Annotated in this window: 13 protein-coding genes and 1 pseudogene; all 14 read left to right on the top strand. The window is 39.6% G+C overall.

All coding sequences use genetic code 11. The features are described from left to right. Positions 1-40: 40 nt before the first annotated feature. The 14 genes and pseudogenes from QF028_RS12375 to QF028_RS12310 all read left to right on the top strand — a co-directional run bounded on the left by QF028_RS12375 (position 41) and on the right by QF028_RS12310 (position 20,536). Positions 41-1,267 carry an MFS transporter gene (locus tag QF028_RS12375; RefSeq protein WP_429465774.1) on the top strand — a complete coding sequence of 409 codons (1,227 nt, stop codon included), beginning with the start codon at positions 41-43 and terminating at the stop codon, positions 1,265-1,267. 15 nt (positions 1,268-1,282) lie between these two features. Beyond that, a complete protein-coding gene (locus QF028_RS12370; protein WP_429465772.1) occupies positions 1,283-2,071 on the top strand; it encodes an endonuclease/exonuclease/phosphatase family protein in 789 nt (262 codons plus the stop codon). 13 nt (positions 2,072-2,084) lie between these two features. Continuing rightward, complete coding sequence (locus QF028_RS12365) at positions 2,085-2,696, top strand: YesL family protein (RefSeq protein ID WP_429465770.1); 612 nt, start codon at positions 2,085-2,087, stop codon at positions 2,694-2,696. Positions 2,697-2,830: 134 nt separating this feature from the next. Then, a complete protein-coding gene (locus QF028_RS12360) occupies positions 2,831-3,910 on the top strand; it encodes a Gfo/Idh/MocA family protein (protein WP_429465768.1) in 1,080 nt (359 codons plus the stop codon). A gap of 228 nt (positions 3,911-4,138) precedes the next feature. Beyond that, positions 4,139-6,418 (top strand): AraC family transcriptional regulator, encoded by a 2,280-nt coding sequence (locus QF028_RS12355; RefSeq protein ID WP_429465766.1) that lies wholly within the window; start codon positions 4,139-4,141, stop codon positions 6,416-6,418. A gap of 295 nt (positions 6,419-6,713) precedes the next feature. Then, positions 6,714-7,643 carry an ABC transporter permease gene (locus QF028_RS12350; protein ID WP_429472300.1) on the top strand — a complete coding sequence of 310 codons (930 nt, stop codon included), beginning with the start codon at positions 6,714-6,716 and terminating at the stop codon, positions 7,641-7,643. A 12-nt stretch (positions 7,644-7,655) separates the two neighbouring features. After that, complete coding sequence (locus QF028_RS12345; protein WP_429465764.1) at positions 7,656-8,567, top strand: carbohydrate ABC transporter permease; 912 nt, start codon at positions 7,656-7,658, stop codon at positions 8,565-8,567. A 105-nt stretch (positions 8,568-8,672) separates the two neighbouring features. Then, the gene (locus tag QF028_RS12340) at positions 8,673-10,268 is read left to right on the top strand and encodes an extracellular solute-binding protein (protein ID WP_429465762.1); all 1,596 of its coding nucleotides are present in this window, start codon (positions 8,673-8,675) and stop codon (positions 10,266-10,268) included. Positions 10,269-10,471: 203 nt separating this feature from the next. Beyond that, on the top strand, positions 10,472-11,497 hold the full coding sequence (locus QF028_RS12335; RefSeq protein WP_429465760.1) for a family 20 glycosylhydrolase: 1,026 nt from the start codon (positions 10,472-10,474) through the stop codon (positions 11,495-11,497). Between the two features lie 18 nt (positions 11,498-11,515). Continuing rightward, positions 11,516-14,608: a cellulase family glycosylhydrolase gene (locus QF028_RS12330; RefSeq protein ID WP_429465758.1), complete on the top strand. Its 3,093-nt coding sequence runs from the start codon at positions 11,516-11,518 to the stop codon at positions 14,606-14,608. Positions 14,609-14,612: 4 nt separating this feature from the next. Further along, positions 14,613-15,506 (top strand): sugar phosphate isomerase/epimerase family protein, encoded by an 894-nt coding sequence (locus tag QF028_RS12325; protein WP_429465756.1) that lies wholly within the window; start codon positions 14,613-14,615, stop codon positions 15,504-15,506. Beyond that, a pseudogene (locus tag QF028_RS12320) lies at positions 15,490-16,369 on the top strand (sugar phosphate isomerase/epimerase family protein). Before QF028_RS12325 ends, QF028_RS12320 begins: the two are co-directional and overlap by 17 nt. Positions 16,370-16,503: 134 nt before the next feature. Beyond that, on the top strand, positions 16,504-19,200 hold the full coding sequence (locus QF028_RS12315) for an alpha-mannosidase (protein WP_429465755.1): 2,697 nt from the start codon (positions 16,504-16,506) through the stop codon (positions 19,198-19,200). Positions 19,201-19,213: 13 nt separating this feature from the next. Next, positions 19,214-20,536: a glycoside hydrolase family 125 protein gene (locus tag QF028_RS12310; protein ID WP_429465753.1), complete on the top strand. Its 1,323-nt coding sequence runs from the start codon at positions 19,214-19,216 to the stop codon at positions 20,534-20,536. The last annotated feature ends 742 nt before the right edge of the window (positions 20,537-21,278 follow it).

Raw genomic sequence — 21,278 nt, 5'->3', positions numbered from 1 at the left:
TCATCATACGAGATTCTTATTTTAGAAGGGATCGACACATGTGAGTAATCCTTCGAGAAAGCCAATTATTGTCATTGCCATTGTCACCGCTGTTTGTTTGCTGGGAAACGAAATGCTGTTTATTGTGCTCCCATTATATTGGAAGTTTTTTGGACTGACATCGCTCTGGCAGGTTGGGGTGTTATTATCGGCTAATCGAATTATCAGGATCCCGATTAATTCGCTTGTAGGTTGGTGTTACAACCGGATTGGGAAACAATCGTGCATCATGGCAGCCGTTGTATTAGCTGCTGCCTCCACGTTTTCCTATGGCATTGTAAAGGGTTTTTGGCTGCTCTTAATCGCCCGATGTTTATGGGGAATTGCGTGGTCTTTTTTCCGGATCGGTGGATATTTAACGATTCTTTCTTCCAGCAATCCAGAAATGAGAGGTCAGTCTGTTGGCTTATATAACGGGCTATGGGGCCTTGGTACCTTATTTGGAATGCTGTTCGGCGGATTTCTCGCAGAACTTATTGGCATCCAAACAGTTACTACTCTTTTCTCCATCCTGGCTGCCAGCAGTATTCCATTTATTATCCGATTTATCGAGAACACGAAGGCCCAGGAACACAGCCCCCAAATGAAGAAAAAGAAGGATTTCTCGATTTGGAAAAGTAAACGTATTGTATCCGCTTTTATAACAGGGTTAATAGTTGCTTTTGTCGTTTATGGAGTTTTTGCTTCAACATTAAGTAAATTAATAGAATTGCGAATGAATAATACTTTGATCGTCCTAGGTTTATCCATGGGTGCAGGCTCCATAACGGGTATCGTTCAAGCTTTACGAACAGGATGGGATCCATTCCTTGCACCGTATCTTGGCAGATGCTCTGATCAAAAATGGGGGAGAATTCCCATTTTAATCATCGCTTTACTTGCTGCAGCTTTTTGCATGAGCCTTTTTCCTTTAAAATTGCCGATGGCTCTTTTTATAGCGATGTTATTGTTATTTCAACTGACAACAACCGTATTAATAACGATGAGTGATTCAATCGCTGCCGATCTCGCAGCAGGTCCTAGGCAAGTTTCTGTCATTGCTTTTTATACATTATTTTCTGATATTGGTGCCGCTCTAGGACCATTATTAGGGTTTGTTATGATTGATGTCTTTGGAATTCAATCGCTTTATTGGTTAACTAGTTTCATCATCGTCCCTCTTGCCGTTTATTGGATCATTATTTTTAAGAAGGAAGCAAGGATGATCGGTCTAATGAAAGGTCAGTAAAAAAAGGAGGTAAATATGACTGGAAATAATCAACTTCGAATGATGACTTACAATGTTAAATATGCAACAGATGTACCACCCCATTCGTGGGAAGAACGTAAAGGAACGATAAGAGACTTAATTCAGCGTGAATCTCCGGATTTAATAGGCACACAGGAATGTTTGTATGGTCAAGTGTGTGACATGTTAACTATGCTGCCAGAATATGACTGGATTGGTCTAGGTAGAGACGGGGGAAGTAAGGGCGAGTACGCAGCAATTTTTTTTAAAAAGGACCGCTTTAAAATTTTGGAGTACGATCATTTCTGGCTTTCCGAAACTCCATACGTCATTGCTTCCACTGCTTGGGGGAATAACGTAACTCGGATGGTGACCTGGGCACGATTTGTTGATGTGCAAACAAATCGACAATTCTATCATATGAATACACATTTTGACCATGAGTCGCCCGATTCCAGGGTGAGAAGTGCAAAATTAATTATCGAAAAAATAGGCATATTTGATACCAACCTACCTATTGTCTTAACAGGTGATTTTAACGAGGATATCAACTCGAAGCCGTATGAAGTCTTATTAAAAAAAGGGGCATTATCGGATACATGGAATTTGACAAATTTGCGGTTTAACGAAGAGTTAGGAACGTTCAATGATTTTCACGATCCACATGGCGGCAAAGAGCGTATTGATTGGATTTTCGTTCGAGGTAACATGGTCGTTGAGTCAGTTGGAATTATAGCGGATCATTCAAATGGTTGTTTTCCAAGTGACCACTATCCCGTCGTCGCAAATTTGTACATGAAATAGTGGAGGGTTAGTCATGAATTGGGTGTGGGAACAATTTAATGAAAAAGGGGCATGGTTATATAGGATTATGCTGTTAAATCTTATGTGGATAGGGTTTACTTTGCTGGGAGGTATCATTTTTGGCCTATTTCCTGCTACCGTTTCGCTATTTTCAGTTATGCGAAAATGGTTACGAGGTGAAGCGGATATCAGTGTAGTCAGCCATTTTATCGAGACATATAAAGAAAGTTTCGTAAAATCGAATATGGCTGGTCTTGTCATTCTAGGAATCGGTATCTTTCTATCCGTAGATTTATATATTTCTCAAAAATATTTAGGGAATTTTTTTGTCCATCTGGTTTTACTATTTCTCTGTTTTTTATATGGATTGACGGTGCTTTTCTTTTTCCCTACATTTGTTTATTTTGAGATGAAATCATTATCTTATCTTAAACAATCCTTTTTCATGACTTTCATTAGACCGCTTCAAAGTTTGCTTATTTCCGTGATCTTTATGATGATAGTGGTAATCGTGTCTGTTTTTCCTTTTCTAATGGTTTTTTTCGCTGGTCCAATGCTGGCCTATCCCATTATGTGGATTGGAAATAAAGTCTTTAAGACTTTGGAGAGCATGGAAGGGAAATAAGAATCACTTCAAATTGACTATATAATAATAGAAACTAGGTAAAAATCACTGAATGGTAATAAAAAACATAACGAAGTAAAAAATGACATATCAACAAACTGAAATATGTACGAATGAAATGGAGGATGGAAATTATGGGTAAATTAAAAATTGGTGTAATAGGGGCCGGTTCAATTTCAGATTTACACTTTCAGTCTTATGCTAACAATGAAAAGGTCGAAATCTTTGCCGTTTGCGATCTTAATGAGCAGAGGGCGGTAGAAAAGAAGAATAAATATCATGCTGAAGCGACTTATACGAACTATGAAGACTTGTTGAAAGACCCTCAAATTGATGCCGTGAGTATTTGTACATGGAATAATACGCATGCAGAAATTGCCATTGCTGCTCTGAATGCAGGCAAGCATGTTTTGGTTGAAAAACCATTATGTAAAACAGTGGAAGAAGCGCTAAAGGTAGAAGAGGCGGTAAAAAGAAGCGGAAAAGTGCTTCAGGTAGGCTTTGTCCGCCGGTTTGGAACCAATACAAACGTTTTGAAATCTTTTATTGATTCTGGTGATCTTGGAGAAATTTATTATGCAAAAGCCTCAATTTTGCGACGTTTAGGAAACCCTGGCGGCTGGTTTGCTGATATTGAAAGATCCGGCGGCGGTCCTCTTATCGATATCGGTGTTCATATCATTGATTTATGCTGGTACCTAATGGGGAAACCAAAAGTGAAATCCATTAGTGGAAACACCTATTCCAAGCTTGGAAATCGAGCCAATATTAAAAACCTTTCTTTCTACCAAGCAGCGGATTATGATCCTAGCATTAATAAAGTAGAAGACCTTGCAAATGCTCTAATTCGTTTTGAAAATGGAGCTTCGTTAATAATCGATGTTAGCTTTACCCTTCACGTTAAGAAGGATGAAACATATGTTAAGATTTTTGGCGATAAGGGCGGGGCTGAGATTGAACCTGAGCTAGTGATTGTCACAGAAAAAAATAATACGATATTAAATGCACAACCGCAAATTGATTCTCTGTCGTTTGATTTCAACAATGCTTTCCAAAATGAAATTAACCATTTTGTTACGTGCTGTCAGGGTGAAAATCAAACCATCAGCCCAGTGGAAGACGGTGTAGAATTGATGAAAATATTATGCGGTATCTATGAATCAAGTGAAACAGGTAAAGAAATTTCCTTTGAACGATCCAATGTAACAATTTAAACGAAAAAAGGAATCGTTTCTTGCATGTCGAGAATAGACTATTTTTATGGAAAAATCATAGAAATAGTCTATTTTTCTTTTATTCTATTGTTACAAAGATTGACTTTATTTTGATTATTTTATATCTTTAAAAATATGCATTAATTATTTGAAAGCGCTATCTTTTTGTATATGTTACATTCCTATCAAGTCTTCTGTTCAAAATATTTTTGTAAGGAGGTCATTTATTTGTTTGGTTTACGAAGGATACAATCGAGATTATTGTACAAATACATCCTGTCGTATATGCTTATGTTTTTCATTCCGTTAGTGATTATGGGGATTATTATCTATAAAAATTCCGTTGTCAGCTTAAGAGAAGGTATTGAACAATCGAATATTGACAAGTTAAACCAAGTGAAAAATATGACCGATGAGCGGATGGAGGAATTAGAAAAGCTTGCATTAAAGATTTCCTATGATTATCGTTTAACGCCCTACATGGTTAATGATGGTTTTTATGGAAAAGAAGCGATAGAAGAGCTCAATAAATATAAGGCAAACAGTTCCATTATTAAGGAATTATTTCTTTATTATCGCGGAGATCGTAATATTTACTCTGCAAACGGGGCGTATTCACTAGATACTTTTAACAAAATGTATCATTTTGATCAATCAGACAAAAAAATGAAGGACCAATTAGAAAGTAATCTGCCAGTCGTTTATCCTGCTGCATCGATGAGAGTCAATAATAATAAAGAGGATCGATTGATCACCTATTTGTATCCGATTACACGAAACACTGTTACTCCATACGGCACTGTAATGTATTTGATTGAAGAATCTGCGATAACGAGTTTGATTAAGGATACTCTTGGTGATTTCCAAGGAAACGCCTACATATTTGATCAGAATAATCATGTCTTTACATCTAGTATCAATGATAAGGAGTTTACTCATAACGACATTAAGGAACTCGCTGAAATCAAAAACGGTGTATCAAGTATTCAATTGCAAAGCAGAGAGTACTCCGTTGTTTCAGTAAAGTCTAATGTAAGTGGATGGACATTTGTCACCCTTATGCCAACGGATCAGTTTTTCGACAAGGTGGTCAATTTACAAAGGTTTTTAATGATGATCATTATTTCCATTCTCCTCTCGGGTATCGGAGTTTCGATTCTATTGGGAAGAAAACAATACCTGCCAATCCACAATCTTTTAGATTTTCTTAATAAGAACGATAATCCTGTAACAAACAGTGAGGAATTTAATGAGCTTGATCGGATAAAAGTGACAATGGCAAGAGTGTTTAAGGATCATGAAAGTTTAAGTGAAAAAGTTGATATCCAAGCTCCTATTGTAAGAGATCAATATTTAATGAGGATGTTAAATGGCAGTTTAGTTGATGAGGGAGAGATAAATAAATTACTAGAATCCATTAATCTGCCAATGAAAAAGGATCAATTTTTTGTGGCGGTTGTCTCATTAAAAAATGAAATGCTGCAAAAAAGAGAGGAAATGATCCGCACTCTTTCGGTCATAACCTTCAATAAGACAATCTCCTATGGGGTGGAAATAGGTTATAAAGACTGCATTGCCTTAATCGTCAGCCTTAAGGATCCTTATCCAGGAGAAGCTAAAAAGGTTGTTGAGGAGTTGAGACAGCTGATTCAGGATCGATTGAACGTTGATCCGATTATTTCTGCAGGGACTTGTGTTTCGGAAAAAAGTAAAATTAACCGCTCGTTTATCGAGGCTTTAGCTGCATTAGAGTATCGGTTTATGAATGAACGCACATACATTACGTATTTTGAAGACATCAGCAATCAATCTGAAAAGACGATTGGCTATCCAAAAGAAGAACATATTAAATTTGTTCAAAGCCTAAAACAAGGAGATCAGATTGTCGCCATCGAGACACTAAACCATATATTTGAAGTGGTAATCAATAAAGATTTTTCCGTCCAGATGGTCAAGTGTATTTGCTTTGATATCATTAATACCGTTTTAAAAGTGGCTGTAGAAATGGGATTGGGTGAAAAAAACTATGAAATGAATAAAGTTGTCGATTTCAACTCTATCGGTGAATTAGAAAAACATCTGCATCCACTGATTATCGATATTTGTCATGAGGTTAGCAGGAAAAATGAAAAAAGCAACAGTCAGCTTTGTAATGAAATTTTAGCCTATATCCGCGAAAACTATGCTAAATATGATCTAAGTCTAGAAAATATCGCTCAAAAATATAAACTGTCCACTTCCTACTTAAGCCGATTTTTAAAAGAACAAACAGGAGTAAACTTTACCCAATTTGTCTGGCATTTACGTATCGAAGAAGTAAAGAGGAAATTAACAGACACACATGAAACGATTAAAGAAATCGTCATCGAAGCGGGATATATGGATGTAGCTAATTTTACGAGGAAATTTAAAAAAGCAGAAGGAGTGACACCGGGTAAATATCGACTGCTTTATGCACCGGAACGAAGTCAAATCCAAGCTAATATGGAAAACGATTCAGCTCTTTAGAGGATGGCTATTAAGCCATCCTCTATTCTTTTATTCTAGTAAATACTCACATAGTAGGACAAAAAAGACATATTTGTCGGATGAAACGACTAGTGAAAACGTTACCAACCCTATCTTTTCCTTGTTTTTACAACGATAAACAAAAAAGACATATTTATTAAACCGCTTTCTTTCGTGTAGTTTAATAGTATACAGAGAACAACAAGAGGAGGAGATGTGAGTGCAGGAGAGCAAAGTCACTGCTAGTCAGAGTCAGGGGCTATTAAATGTAGAAATAAGCTCAAGTAGCAGCCCGCTGTTAGATGCGAAAAAGAATATACGAAAGAAAAAGGTAAAGAAGATTTTACGAAATTGGGAGTTATACCTTTTCCTGCTGCCAACATTGGCTTACTTTATTATCTTCCATTACATTCCAATGTATGGGGTTCAAATTGCCTTTAAAGATTTTGTTCCTTCTAACGGAATATGGGGAAGTGAATGGGTCGGTTTTAAACACTTTACCCATTTTTTTGAATCCTATTACTTTTGGGATCTAATAAAAAACACACTGGGAATAAGCATCTATGAGTTGTTAGTCGGATTTCCACTGCCTATCATCTTAGCCCTTGCGATAAATGAAGCAAAGGATGGACTGTTTAAACGTAGTGTCCAAACTATTACCTATGCGCCCCATTTTATTTCCGTCGTCGTTATGGCAGGGATGATTATCGCCTTTTTGTCACCTGCGACAGGTGTCATAAACCATTTGATTGTTGCGCTCGGTTTTGAACCAATCCCATTCATGAGTGATCCTGCTTGGTTTAAATCGGTATATGTATTTTCAGGTGTTTGGCAGGGAACTGGCTGGGGAACGATTATTTATCTCGCAGCCCTAGCAGGAGTCGATCAGCAGCAGCATGAAGCAGCGATTGTTGATGGTGCGAGCCGATTGCAGAGAATTTGGCATATTAATATCCCTTCACTTGTTCCGACGATGATTATCTTATTAATCTTAAATGTTGGCAGCATTCTATCTGTTAGTTTTGAAAAAATCTTATTGCTGCAAAATCCGCTCAATATGGATTCTTCGAATGTCATTGCGACCTTTGTTTATAAAGCAGGGCTGCTGGATGCCCAGTACAGTTTTGCTGCAGCAGTGGGATTATTTAATTCTGTGATAAGTGCGATTCTATTAGTCGTTGTTAATCAAATTGCGAAAAAGAAAAGTGAAACGAGTCTATGGTAAGGAGGAAAGTCAATGAATTCAGCAATAAACGAAACAAAAACCGATAAAATCTTCAAAGTCTTCAACTATACTTTTTTACTGCTGGCAATGGTCATTGTCTTGTACCCCTTGATTTATATTATCAGCGCATCGGTCAGTGATCCCTCTGCTGTTAACTCGGGTGAAATGTGGTTATTTCCTAAAGGGTTTACGTTAGAAGGGTACGAGCTTATTTTTCAAAATGATCTCATTTGGAAGGGTTACTTAAATACGATTTTTTATACTGTGCTTGGCACTTCTATCAATTTATTGTTTACTCTGCCAGCAGCTTACGCATTATCCCGAAAGGATTTAGTCGGAAGAAATATTTTTATGGGGATTTTCGTCTTTACGATGTTTTTTGGCGGGGGATTAGTTCCTTCGTACCTATTAATTAAAAGTCTTGGATTAATCGATACCATTTGGGCGATGGTTTTACCTAATGCTGTCGCGGTTTGGAATTTAATTGTTGCCCGCGTCTTTTTCCAAGTAACCATTCCGAAGGAACTAGAAGAAGCAGCAGAGATAGATGGCTGTACGAATATGAAATTATTTGTGAAAGTGATTTTACCTTTATCTACGCCGATTATCGCAGTTATGGCCTTATTTTATGGGGTCGGACATTGGAATGGGTATTTCAATGCGATGATCTATCTTTCCAGTAAAGAACTATACCCACTTCAATTAGTCCTGCGAGAAATCCTTGTGCTCCAGTCGATGACATCCGATATGGCTGGTGGAGCCATTTCAGGTTCAGTGGCTGAAGCGCAGAATTCAAAGGAAGAACTGGCACAAATTATCAAATATGGTGTCATGATTGTTTCCACACTGCCAATTATTATCGTGTATCCATTCTTGCAGCGATTTTTTGTAAAAGGAGTCATGATTGGGTCTGTAAAAGGGTGATCATAACCTGTTTTTAATTGACTTTTAGGAGGTGGTTGCGAAAGGTTTCGTATAAAATAAGAATTAAAAGCAAATTTTTTATAATTCGAAAGGGGTCAAGAGATAATGAGAAAAGCTTTTCTTATGATGCTATCACTTATTTTAGTTGTGTCGATGCTAGCTGCGTGTACTTCTAAATCTAATTCTAAAGAGAATGCCAAGAGCAAAGTAGAAATTAACAAAGAAGGTTATCCGATAGTTGATAAAAAATTAACGATGTCCATGATGGGCCCAGATGTTGGTCTAGCAAAGTGGAAGGATATGGCTTTCTTTAAAGAAATGGAAAAAATGACAAATGTGAAGTATAAATTTACAACACCTCCAAGCAGTGATTTTTCAACAAAGTTAAATCTTGCTTTTGCCAGCGGGGAAATTCCTGATGTTCTATTTGGAGCTTCTTTAACATCCGAGCAAGAAGTTAAGTATGGAAAAGAGGGAGTATTAATTCCTTTAGAGCATTTAATTGAAAAATATGCTCCAAATATCCAAAAGGTTTTGGAAGAAAATCCTGATGTAAAAAATTCGATTACAACTGTTGATGGTCATATTTATGCACTGCCAATGGTGGACAAGAATGCCGTATGGTATATGGGTCCATTATGGTTTAACGGTAAATGGCTAAATGCTTTGGGAGTTAAGGAACTGCCTAAAACGACTGATGAACTATACACATTATTAAAACGATTTAAAACAGAGGATCCGAATGGAAATGGTAAAGCGGATGAAATTCCTTTCACATCTATGAAAAATTCCTCTAATCAATTAGATGGTGCTAGACAATGGCTTCTAGGGGCTTTTGGATTTACGACCTGGGGTATTGAAGAAATTGATGACAAAGTTGTCTATACGCCAGCTGAAGATGGCTACCTAGAATACCTTACATTTATGAATAAGCTATATAGTGAAAAATTAATGGACCCAGAAACCTTCTCACAATCCGGTGAACAGAAGAAAGCAAAAGGACAAGCTAATCAACTTGGATTATTCACAGACTGGTTCTCCTATTTCACCACTGGAGATAAGGAAGAAGAGGCACTTGATGATCCAATGTATCAGCCAATCACTAGTTCTATCACTGATAAACCAGTGATACCATTAAGCCCAGGTATCTACCGCGGCCAATTCGCGATTACCAATAAAGCAGCGAATCCAGAAGCAGCGATTCGCTGGGTCGATTATCTCTATTCTAAAGAAGGAAATGAACTTCTAAATATTGGTAAGGCAGGAGACGTTTGGGATTGGGAAGATGAAGCAAGCGGCACGAGAAAAATGCTAGAATCACCAATTGAAGGGAAAACAATTGAAGACTACCGTGGAACAACGACACCTGACTATGGTATCAATGTTCCGGCATTACGACATAAAATTGAAGGCTTCCCTGAATCAAAATTTACGAAGTTCATCAATGCCGAAACAGATGCAAAAATTAAGCCATATGCAAAGGTTCCATATCCACTTGTTTATTTAACGCCGGAAGAACAAGAGGAAGTAGGACGAATCCGTGCTGATTTGGATACTTACATTGAACAAATGGAAGCGAAATTTATCACGGGTGCCGAGCCTTTGTCCAATTGGGACAAGTATATTAAAACAATGAATGATATGGGTGTTGATAAATTGGTTAACATTTATCAAGATGCCTACGATCGCTGGAATAAGTAAAAGCAGAAGAAGGAAAAGACTAACTGTCTCTTTCCTTCTTTTTTGTAAGAAACTACATAGTGTGCAAAAATTACACATCATAATAAACGGCTATATGGCTGGCCAAAGTGCTTGTGACAACGCTAACAAATTTCACATATTTACGGTAGGACGAGGGAGGAAGTAAGCTTTAATTAAATTAACCAAAAGGGGTGTAAGAACGAGTGAAGAAAGCTGAACCTGTAAAAGCGTTTCATCTGCGTTTTGGATCACATGAACTTGTAGAACCATTCAAACAGTTTATTGAAAAGGTCTTGGCACCAAAGGGAATTAATCATTTAATTATCGAGTGTAATACGTCGTTTGTATTTGAGAAACATCCAGAGGTTACTGGGGGAACACTGACCAAAAATGATGCGCGGGAAATTGCTAGCGTATGCAAACAACATGGGATTCGTGTTATTCCATTATTTCAATGCCTCGGTCACCAAGGCTGGGGAGGAGCGCCAAATACGCTTTTAAAAGCTTATCCTGAATTTGATGAAACTCCATATGTCCCATTAGATGCAAAATGGCCAGAGTTTTTCTGCAGAAGCTGGTGCCCGTTACACCCTGAGATAAATGAACTTGCATTTGAATTACTCGGCGAGATCATTGATGCGTTTGAAGCGGATGCGTTTCATATTGGCATGGATGAGGTGTATGCGATTGCCGATGATCATTGTCCACGCTGTAAAGGGAAGGATCGGGCAGAGCTTTTTGCAAAGGCTGTCAATGACCTGCATGGCTATTTGGTTAAAGAACGTGGTGTTCAGCTATTTATGTGGGCGGACCGCTTCAATGACTGCGAGGCAACCGGTTATAACCAATGGGAAGGTGATACGTTCGGCACCCACCGAGCGCTTTCAGCTATTCCGACTGATATAGTTTTGATGGATTGGCATTACGATAAGCTAGATTCCTATCCTTCGATTGGTATTTTTTTAGAAAAGGGCTTCTCGGTGATTCCGTCATGCTGGTATAAAACAGATGCAGCTCTTGATTTTCTTGAAGCGAGCGAGCAGCAGGCAATTCAAACAGCTAACCCGGAACGTATGCTTGGAATGGCTGTTACATCCTGGAATGGCTGGGATCAACAAAGCTTTGAAAAATTGATCAGCATGAATTCTACCCAAATTACTAGAGATGATGAATTGGAAGAGTTAGATGAGCTTTATCGTACGCTCGTTCTCATTACTAGTAAACTATAAAAGTGGAGGTCCTTTAGCTTGAACTCTAAAGTGGTTATTTTTTATGACGAGACCTTCCCTTATGAGGGTCAAAGGCCAACGAAAGAATTACTGAAGAAATTACAAGAGCAAGCCGAGTTCGTCAAGGCTGATGAATTAATCAATGCTCTTGAGCGTGAAATAGAATGCTTCATTCATTTACATGGTTCCTATTTTCCAAAAAGCGCATGGGGTTCCATTACTGCTTATTTAAAAAAGGGGAAAGGGTTTGTCGGGATAGGAGGAGCCCCTTTTAGAAAACCATGTAATCTAGTGAATGGCGAATGGGTCCCCGAGCGGGAGCAAACGGCATACCATGCGGAGCTTACTATCCATGAAGTATTAAAGGTTGATAGAAAACCGATTGAAAAATTGATTCATTCCAATGAATTTCCGATTTTTAAAGATTATGAGGAACTATTTACCGTTTTGGATACTGCTAATTTTATTCTACATCCAACGAAGTCCTCTTCGATTGAACACGAAATGGGATCATGCGGTCCGATGGATGCAAGAGTATACCCGTTACTGAAGGGAATATCAGAGAGCGGGCGGGAGGTTGCTGCACCATCGGTATTAATCGAAAACTATAAGGGGAAATTTACCGGTGGAAGATGGATTTTTATCAACCAGTCACTAACGAGTGAGTTTTGGAATGATAAGGGATGCCGCTTTTTACGGGAGTTAGCAGATTTTGCTGCAAGTGGTGTGACAGAGCTATGGCTGAAAACCAACTATGCTTCATATGAGTATCATGAGGTCCCTATGATTACTTTTCTGGCACAGTCCTTATGGAAAGAGCAAGCTAATTGGGGGTTAGAACTTACCCTTACAAAAGAAGGGAAGACCCTTGAGAAACATTGCTTAAAGGCTGATATTACAAAAGAGCTTTATATCCAGAAAATCTATTTAGATAAGAAGGAATTTGAGCCTGGTTTTTATGAGCTTACCTGCCGGTTAACCAGTGATGTTGGAGAAGAACGAGTCCTTCACCAAGGATTTTGGTTTAGGGATCAAGCGCTGCTTGAAGGCGGGCAGCCGCTTGTCTGCGGAAGAGACTACTTCTTGAAAAATAATCAGCCATTCCCGGTTGTTGGCATGACATACATGACGTCAGATGTTGCCAGGTATTTTCTGTTTCTCCCTAATCCAAGTGTTTGGAATAAAGATTTTTCCGCGATGAAAGCAGCTGGAATCAATTATGTGAGGACAGGAATTTGGACGGCGTGGCGCAACATGATGTTTGTGGATGGCCATATGGACGAGAGTGTACTAAGAGCCATCGACGCCTTTATACTTACTGCGAAGCAATATGACATCGAATTAACGTTTAACTTTTTCTCGTTTACCCCGGAAGAATGGGAAGGGGAAAACCCTTATCTTGATCCAAGAAGTATCGAGGCGCAAAAACGATTTATTACATCAATTGTTACGAGACACCAGACCACGACGAATGTTCATTGGGACCTTATTAACGAACCATCGCTTTTTGATCCGAAACAAACTTTTTCTGGTCCAAGGACGCTTCAAGACAGCTATGACGTAAGTGAATATCGAGAGTGGATCAAGAAAAGACATGGTGATATTGCCAAGCTTCAAGAGCGCTGGAATCTAACACCGAATGAGCTTCCATCCTTTGATCATGTAAGGCCGCCAATGATTCGGGAAATTAATACCCATATTCAGGATATGGCAGCCGGCAAACGAGGGTTGAAATGGTTAGATTACACGTTATATACGATGGATAAGCATAATGATTGGATTCACAAGCTTTCGAGTACGATCAGAAAATTAGCAGCCGATCAGTTAATCACTGTGGGACAGGATGAAGCATTAATGGGTCAGCGTCCTTCACCATTCTTTTATGGTGAAGCTGTTGACTATACCTCGAACCACACTTGGTGGGCGATGGACCATTTACTCTGGGATGGTATTTTTGCAAAGACCGTTGATAAACCTAATTTGATTCAAGAAACCGGAATCATGTATGTAGAAAAACCAAATAATCAGGCGAAACGGTCGGAGGAAGAGCTCCGCAATATTCTGGAAAGAAAGTATGCCTATTCCTTTGCATCTGGCGGTGCGGGTGCGGTTCAATGGCTTTGGAATACCAATTATTTTATGAACAATATTAATGAATCGAATATTGGAGCGCTCCGTGCCGACGGGACCGAAAAGCCGGAAGCCAATGTTTCTTATGATTTTGGCCGCTTTATCAAAGAAGTTGGGCATTTATTTGAAAACCGGAAGCTTGAAGATATTGTTGTCATTTTCCCCTATTCCAATGATTTTTCTAATCGCAGGCTTGCCTTTGATGCAACAACGAAATTAACGAGGATACTAGCCTATGAGCTTAACCAGCCATTCAGGGCGTTAAGTGAGTATGATTTATCGAGCTTAGCTTGTGAACCTCCAAAGGTGATCATGGTTCCAAGTCCACATAATTTTCAATCAGAGGCTTTAGCGGAACTACTAGACTTTGTAAAAACGCACGATGTTACGCTGCTTTTTACTGGACCAATGAGTCTTGATGAATACTGGAATGAAACCGATCGGATGAAAGAAATAGCGGGCCCATCCCAACTTGTCAATGTCCTGCGCGAAGAACTGCTGGTGGTTGATAACATGACCCTGCCTTTCTCATTTGGTGATAAGCGGATTGCGGAAGTGGTTAAGGAAATCTCCGGAACTGGAAATTTAGAAGTAAAGGAATATGACTATGGCAAGGGAAAAATCATCTGGTCCCCGCTTCCTGTTGAACTGAATGAACGGAATGAATCGATTCAATGTTTATATCAATATAGCTTAAATCGTGCTGGTGTTAAGGAACATTTAATCTGGCATGAAGGGGACTTTCCAGGTGTTTATGGCCGGAAACTAGAATTTGAGAATGGGAACCTGTTTATCTTTGTTTCTGAGTTTGGAGTTACAACGAATGTGAAGATTACCGATCCTGAAACAGACCAGACGTATGAATTTTTACTAGAATCCGAAAGAAGTGTTTTATTCGCTACTGCCAAGACGGGAGAAATTGTTGGTACGTATCGGGAAGATGAAGTGAAGATTAAAAATATGCAGATAAAAGGAGTGTAGTAACATGAAAGTAGGAATTAGTTCTTATAGTCTTTTGAAGGATATTAATGCCGGGAAACTTGATATTTTAGGTGCCGTACAATGGGTTGCCGATAACGGCGGTGAGCACCTTGAGCTTGTACCTTATGGCTTTACGGTTGTTGATCAGCCAGAATTGGCCGATCAAATCAGGGAAAAAGCAAAAGCAGTTGGCATTGAACTGTCTGCCTATTCTCTGCCAGCTAATTTCATTCAGCCGACAGAAGAAGCGTTTGATGCGGAACTGGAGCGCCTTAAGCAGCATGTAGACACCGTAAATCGGATGGGAATCAAAATCATGCGCCATGATGTTACTGCATTTACACTTACACCAGAAGAAATGACGATTCATCATTTTGAAAAGCATTTTGATCAAATGGTGCGCGGCAGTCAACTGCTTGCAGACTATGCCGCCCAATTTGGAATCACGACTACAATCGAAAACCATGGATTCAATGTGCAATCAAGCGATCGGGTGCAGCGGGTAATCCATGCCGTAAACCGCGCTAATTTCAAAAGTTCAGTGGATGTTGGGAATTTCCTTTGTGCTGATGAAGATCCGCTTGTTGGCGTAAAGAAAAATATTAAATATGCTGCCACTGTCCATTTTAAAGATTTTTATATTCGTCCTTATTATGAGAATCCTGGCGGCGGGGATTGGTTCCGTACGGTCAATGGCAATTATTTGCGCGGCGCTATTGTTGGACATGGTGATATAAATATCCGTGAAATCATGAAGCTCGTTAAAGGATCTGGATATGACGGCTATCTTACCATCGAATTTGAGGGAATGGAAGATTGTCAGGTTGGTACGAAGATTGGGATGGAAAATGTAAAAAGAATCTGGGATGAGGTGAAGGTTTATGAAGTTGTCAAATAGTATCGGGATTATTGTGGACAGCCTAAGGCTTCCACTCCGTGAAGGTTTAAAGACAGCTAAAGAGCTAGGAGCTGACGGCGTCCAAATTTATGCTGTTGATGGTGAGATGGCTCCTGAAAATTTAACTTCTGCTGCGAGGAAGGATTTAAAAGATTACATCTCTTCATTAGGGTTAGAGATATCTGCTCTTTGCGGAGATCTCGGGGGACATGGATTTCAGGATCAGGAAATGAATCCGCAAAAAATTGAGAAATCAAAGAGAATCCTAGATTTGGCCGTTGAACTAGGAACGAATATTGTTACGACCCATATTGGGATTATCCCTGAAGATCCTGCAACTCGTGTGTATGAGTCGATGCAAAAGGCATGTGATGAATTAGGGGTCTATGCTAAAAGTTTAGATGCTTATTTTGCGATTGAAACTGGCCCGGAAACTTCCTTAAGACTGAAGACGTTCTTGGATACACTTAGTACCAATGGTGTTTCCGTCAATTTTGACCCTGCGAATATGGTCATGGTGACGGGAGATGATCCAGTTGAAGGTGTTAAGCTGCTTAAGGATTATATCGTCCATACCCATGTGAAGGATGGAATCAGATATAAACCGGTAGACCCGCGTGATGTTTATGGGGCGCTGGGATACGGCGGCGGAGTGGATCATGAACTACTTGCCAAGATGGTAACCCGAAGGGGAATATTTCCGTGAGCTAGCTTTAGGTGAAGGCAGTGTTGACTTCCCAAGCTATTTCGTAGCCCTAGAAGAGATTGGTTATCAAGGTTACTTAACCATTGAAAGAGAAGTAGGGACCAATCCTGTTCATGATATTCGTGAGGCCATAAGCTTTCTTCGTACATTCAAATAAAATGGGAAAAATTGATAAAAAGTAGCCGAATTCCTTTAGACTTGGCTACTTTTTTTAGACGAATATAGGGAAATAGATGAAGGCCAGACCGGGGAAGAAAACGCGCGTCGAATAATTGGAGGAGGGGGAGTCACTTGAAGAAGACAGCCCATATTATCTCCCATTCACATTGGGATAGAGAGTGGTATTTACCTTTTGAAAAACATCGCTACTACTATATTAAACTAATGAATGAACTGATTCTACAGTTCCAAAAGGAAGGAAATGCGTTTCAGTCGTTTCATCTGGATGGTCAAACCGTTTTATTAGAGGATTATTTCGCGGTTCACCCAGAAAAACGTGAAATGGTTAAACAATTAATCGAAGAGGAAAAGCTCTATATTGGACCATGGTATGTGCTCCAGGATGCTTTTTTAACAAGCTCTGAAGCCAATGTAAGAAATTTACTCATTGGCATGAATGATGCAAAGGCCTATGGACATGTCTCAAAAATTGGCTATTTTCCTGATACATTCGGTATTTATGGGCAGGCGCCCCAGCTTTTAACACAAGCGCATATTGATACTGCGGCCTTCGGAAGAGGGGTTAAACCGACAGGCTTTAATAATACAGTATCAGACTCCCCTAGCTTTGAATCACCCTTTTCTGAGATGATCTGGAAATCGCCGGACGGTTCAAGTGTATTAGGGATATTATTTGCGAATTGGTATTCGAACGGGAATGAAATTCCCGTTGATGAAGTGGAAGCGAAAGCGTTTTGGAAGCAAAAGCTACAAGATGCTGAAAGATATGCATCGACGAATCAATTATTATTCATGAATGGCTGCGATCACCAGCCGCTGCAAAAAACGATTCCAGCGGCAATTGAAACAGCCTCCGCCCTTTATCCTGATTACAATTTCAAACATTCCAGCTTTGACGAATATACAGAATCACTAAAAAATAATCTGCCGGAAAAGCTGCAAGTTATTGAAGGGGAATTGCGTAATCAGCGGACAGACGGATGGTCGACACTCGTCAATACCGCCTCTGCCCGTATTTACTTAAAGCAATGGAATCACCGTTGTCAAACGCTTTTGGAAAAGGTGGCAGAACCGCTTGGTGCATTTGGCTTCTTAGCCAATGGAACGTATCCGCGGGAATATATCCGTTTTATGTGGAAATCACTAATGAAAAATCATCCCCATGACAGCATTTGCGGCTGCAGTGTCGATGATGTTCACCGCGAAATGGTTACCCGCTTTGAAAGTGTCCTTCAAATGGGAGAAGTGTTTGTAAAAGAACAAGCAGCAGAGCTTGCAACGGCGATTGATACATCACAGACCCCGGATGGCGGCATTCCATTGGTTGTTATCAATACCACAGGATGGGACAAATTTGAAGTGGTAACCAAAAAGGTGGATCTTGAAAAAGTGTACTTTTCCCAGATGCCTCTTGGAAAAATTCCAATGTATTTAGAGGAAAAAGAGCTGCCAGGATACAAACTTATTGATGATCAGGGGAGGATTTGCGAATTTCAGCTAGAGAGTCCTGCGGTGGAATTTGGCTACGATTTACCAGGTGATAAATTTCGACAGCCGTTTTATGCGAAAAGGGCCGTTCTATCATTCTATGCGGAGGATATACCTGCCTTCGGATATAAGACCTTCTATTTAATACCTGACGAGCAGGCGCCAGTACAGCCAGTGATAGAGTCTCCTGCTGGTTGGCTTGAAATGGAAAATGAATTTGTCCATCTCCAGTTCCATGAGGATGGCACTTATGATTTGACCTCAAAGGAAACGGACCAAACGTTCCAAGGTCTCGGAATTTACGAGGACACAGGAGATATCGGTAACGAATATATGTTCAAGGAAGCGACTGGGCTTAATCCAATCACGACTAAAGGGGTTCCTGCAGAATTTAGATTCGTAGAAAGAGGCGCACTTCGAACGGTCCTTGAGTTCCAGCACAAGTTAACGGTTCCGGTTTCTGCGGACGACCGTTTAGCGATTGAACGTCATAACCTGGTTTGGCATACGGGAAGAACAGCGGGCAGATCGAGTGAACCGACCACCATTTCTTTTCGAACTGTTGTTACACTTGAAAAAGGAATGAAAGGACCATCCTTTATGCTTACAATCGACAATCAAGCAATGGATCACCGCCTGCGTGTTCTGTTCCCAACTGGGCTGAAAACGGAAACACATCAAGCGGATAGTATTTTTGAAATTGTAAATCGTCCGAACAGGCCGGAAAAGGAATGGAAGAATCCTAGTTTTTGCCACCATCTGCAGCGATTTGCCAGTTTATCAGATGACAATGCGGGGCTGACCGTTGCAACCGATGGTCTGCAGGAATACGAGATACTGCCAGAGGACGGAACGATTGCGGTCACCGTGCTTCGTTCGGTAGCAGAGCTTGGGGACTGGGGATACTTCCCGACTCCTGAAGCACAATGCTTAGGAATCCAGACAGCAGAATGGCTTGTTTTGCCACATAAAAAAGATGTGATTACTGCAAAGGCATTTGTTGAAGCGTATCAATATAAAGTTCCTCTCAACACTGTACAGACATACTGTCATGAAGGAACACTGCCAGCTTCTCATCAGTTTGTTACTTCTGAACCTGGCGGACTTGTATGGACATCGATGAAGGTGGCAGAGGAGAATGATGATGTGATGATTCGCTGGTTTAATCCGGCAGGAGCAAGCGAGAGCCTTAAGGCTTCGATAGACATGAATTTCACATCCTATAAAAGTACGATTCTTGAAGAAAAAACAAAAGAATCAAAGGATTTATATGACGTTAAAAGTCATGAAATAATCACACTTGGTTTCCAAAAACAATGATAGGAGCGAAAAAATGACCGTTACAATCCCGCAATCTTTAATCAAGCTTATTAATCATGTAAAGGAATACTTTCCTCAGGATGAAAAACTGCAGCTAACGTTCGAAAAATGTTTTGTTAATACGTACGAAACAACGATGAAAAAACAAGAGGATGGAAAAACATTCGTGGTTACCGGAGACATTCCAGCGATGTGGTTACGAGACTCTGCTGCACAGGTAAGACCTTATTTACTTGCAGCTGAAGAGGATGAAGAAATCGCTGATTTGCTGGAAGGGGTTATTCGCCAGCAATTTGCTTTTATCTTACACGATCCTTATGCCAACGCCTTTAATGAAACAGCAAATTGCAGAGGATATCAAAACGATGATACAAAAATGACACCACATATTTGGGAGCGGAAATACGAGATTGACTCCCTGTGCTATCCCGTTCAGTTAGCCTATTTATTCTGGAAATCGACAGGACGTACCACGCATCTGGATGAAACGTTCCAAAATGTCATTGAAACGATTATCCAGGTTTGGCGGACAGAGCAGGATCATGAAAGTCTTTCTTCCTATCGGTTTAAGCGTTCCGATTGCCGTCAATCCGATACATTAATTCGCGATGGAAAAGGCGGTCGTGTTGTTCCAACTGGGATGACCTGGAGTGCTTTTCGTCCGAGTGATGATGCCTGTACCTATGGATACCTTGTTCCGGCTAATATGTTTGCGGTTGTTATTTTAGGATATGCAGCAGAAATGTGTAAGGAAGTTCTTCACCATGCTTCATTAAATGAGGAATGCTTAAAGCTTCGTGATGAGATTCAAGAGGGGATTGAACAATATGCGAGGTTTGACCACCCGATTTACGGTGACATGTATGTGTATGAAACCGATGGTGAAGGGAGGATCAATTTAATGGATGATGCCAATGTACCGAGCCTCCTTGCGGCACCCTATTTAGGCTATCTTCCATTTGATGATTCAACGTATTTAAATACTCGCTCTTTCCTTTTAAGCAGGGATAATCCTTACTATTACGAAGGGAAATATGCGAAGGGGATCGGCAGTCCGCATACCCCTGATCACTACATTTGGCATATTGCCCTTGCGATTCAAGGTATGACAACTACTGATGAAGCACAAAAGCAAAAGATATTGTCGTATTTTAAAAATACAGACGGCGGCACAAATTTTATGCATGAAGGCTTTAATGCCGATTGCCCTGAAGAGTTTACTAGGGATTGGTTTGCATGGTCTAACACGATGTTTAGCGAGTTTGTGTTAAGTCTTACAGGGAAAGCCGTTAAAGGAAGTCCACTATATTATCATCTACTGAAAAAAAGGTCGTAGGAAAGACTGCGTATGCATTAAGTCTTAGGGTTAGTAATTCTGATAAACTCGAAAACTATGCATAGGTCAGCTATCCATTTATGATACTCGAATTTTGAAGACGCATGATTACAGTTTTATCTTTAAAGTAACTTTACTACTCCTGTTTTCAACGAAAGGTAGTGGTTCGTCCGGTAAGAACCTATAACAAATTACGTCACCTTAATGGGTGACGTTTTTCTTTTCACTGTTAAAAAGTGTTTTTGATATATTATATAGTCCAAAAATTGACGAAATTAGATGTCCGTAATTTGATGGATTTACTGTCCAAACCGAATTTTAAATAAGGGAGAATTACGAAAATTCTCCCTCAATCACCCGTTTAACCATGTGGTCATCTGTCTTTTCCTTTCTCCGGAATTATACGTGGACATTATACTCGTCAACTTCCGGACAGGCAATACCGTCAACTATGGGTAAATTATGGGTGTCAAAAACACTATAACACTAATACCATATAAATATATATTGAAATATATAATATAAACATTAATATATGTTATTGTTATAAACGTTTTCAAAATCATTAATGTTATTAAGTTTACATAATTTATTTCACTGTAAGGATAAAGGAAAGTGTAAGGTTATTTTTGAGTAAGGGTATCTTTTAAAAAGATAAGACAAATATAACAAACAAAATAACTGAATTTTCAATCAATTGACATACGGCGTAATTAGTTGAGGGGTAATACATAAATAAAAA

Source organism: Neobacillus sp. B4I6 (assembly GCF_050434045.1).
Taxonomy (GTDB): Bacteria; Bacillota; Bacilli; order Bacillales; family Cytobacillaceae; genus Neobacillus.
This window is presented reverse-complemented; position numbering and strand designations above follow the sequence as displayed.

Coding starts and splice junctions, on each gene's coding strand:
- QF028_RS12370 (WP_429465772.1), top strand. CDS start 1,283: ATGACTGGAAATAATCAACTTCGAATGATGACTTACAATGTTAAATAT.
- QF028_RS12365 (WP_429465770.1), top strand. CDS start 2,085: ATGAATTGGGTGTGGGAACAATTTAATGAAAAAGGGGCATGGTTATAT.
- QF028_RS12360 (WP_429465768.1), top strand. CDS start 2,831: ATGGGTAAATTAAAAATTGGTGTAATAGGGGCCGGTTCAATTTCAGAT.
- QF028_RS12345 (WP_429465764.1), top strand. CDS start 7,656: ATGAATTCAGCAATAAACGAAACAAAAACCGATAAAATCTTCAAAGTC.
- QF028_RS12340 (WP_429465762.1), top strand. CDS start 8,673: ATGAGAAAAGCTTTTCTTATGATGCTATCACTTATTTTAGTTGTGTCG.
- QF028_RS12325 (WP_429465756.1), top strand. CDS start 14,613: ATGAAAGTAGGAATTAGTTCTTATAGTCTTTTGAAGGATATTAATGCC.
- QF028_RS12310 (WP_429465753.1), top strand. CDS start 19,214: ATGACCGTTACAATCCCGCAATCTTTAATCAAGCTTATTAATCATGTA.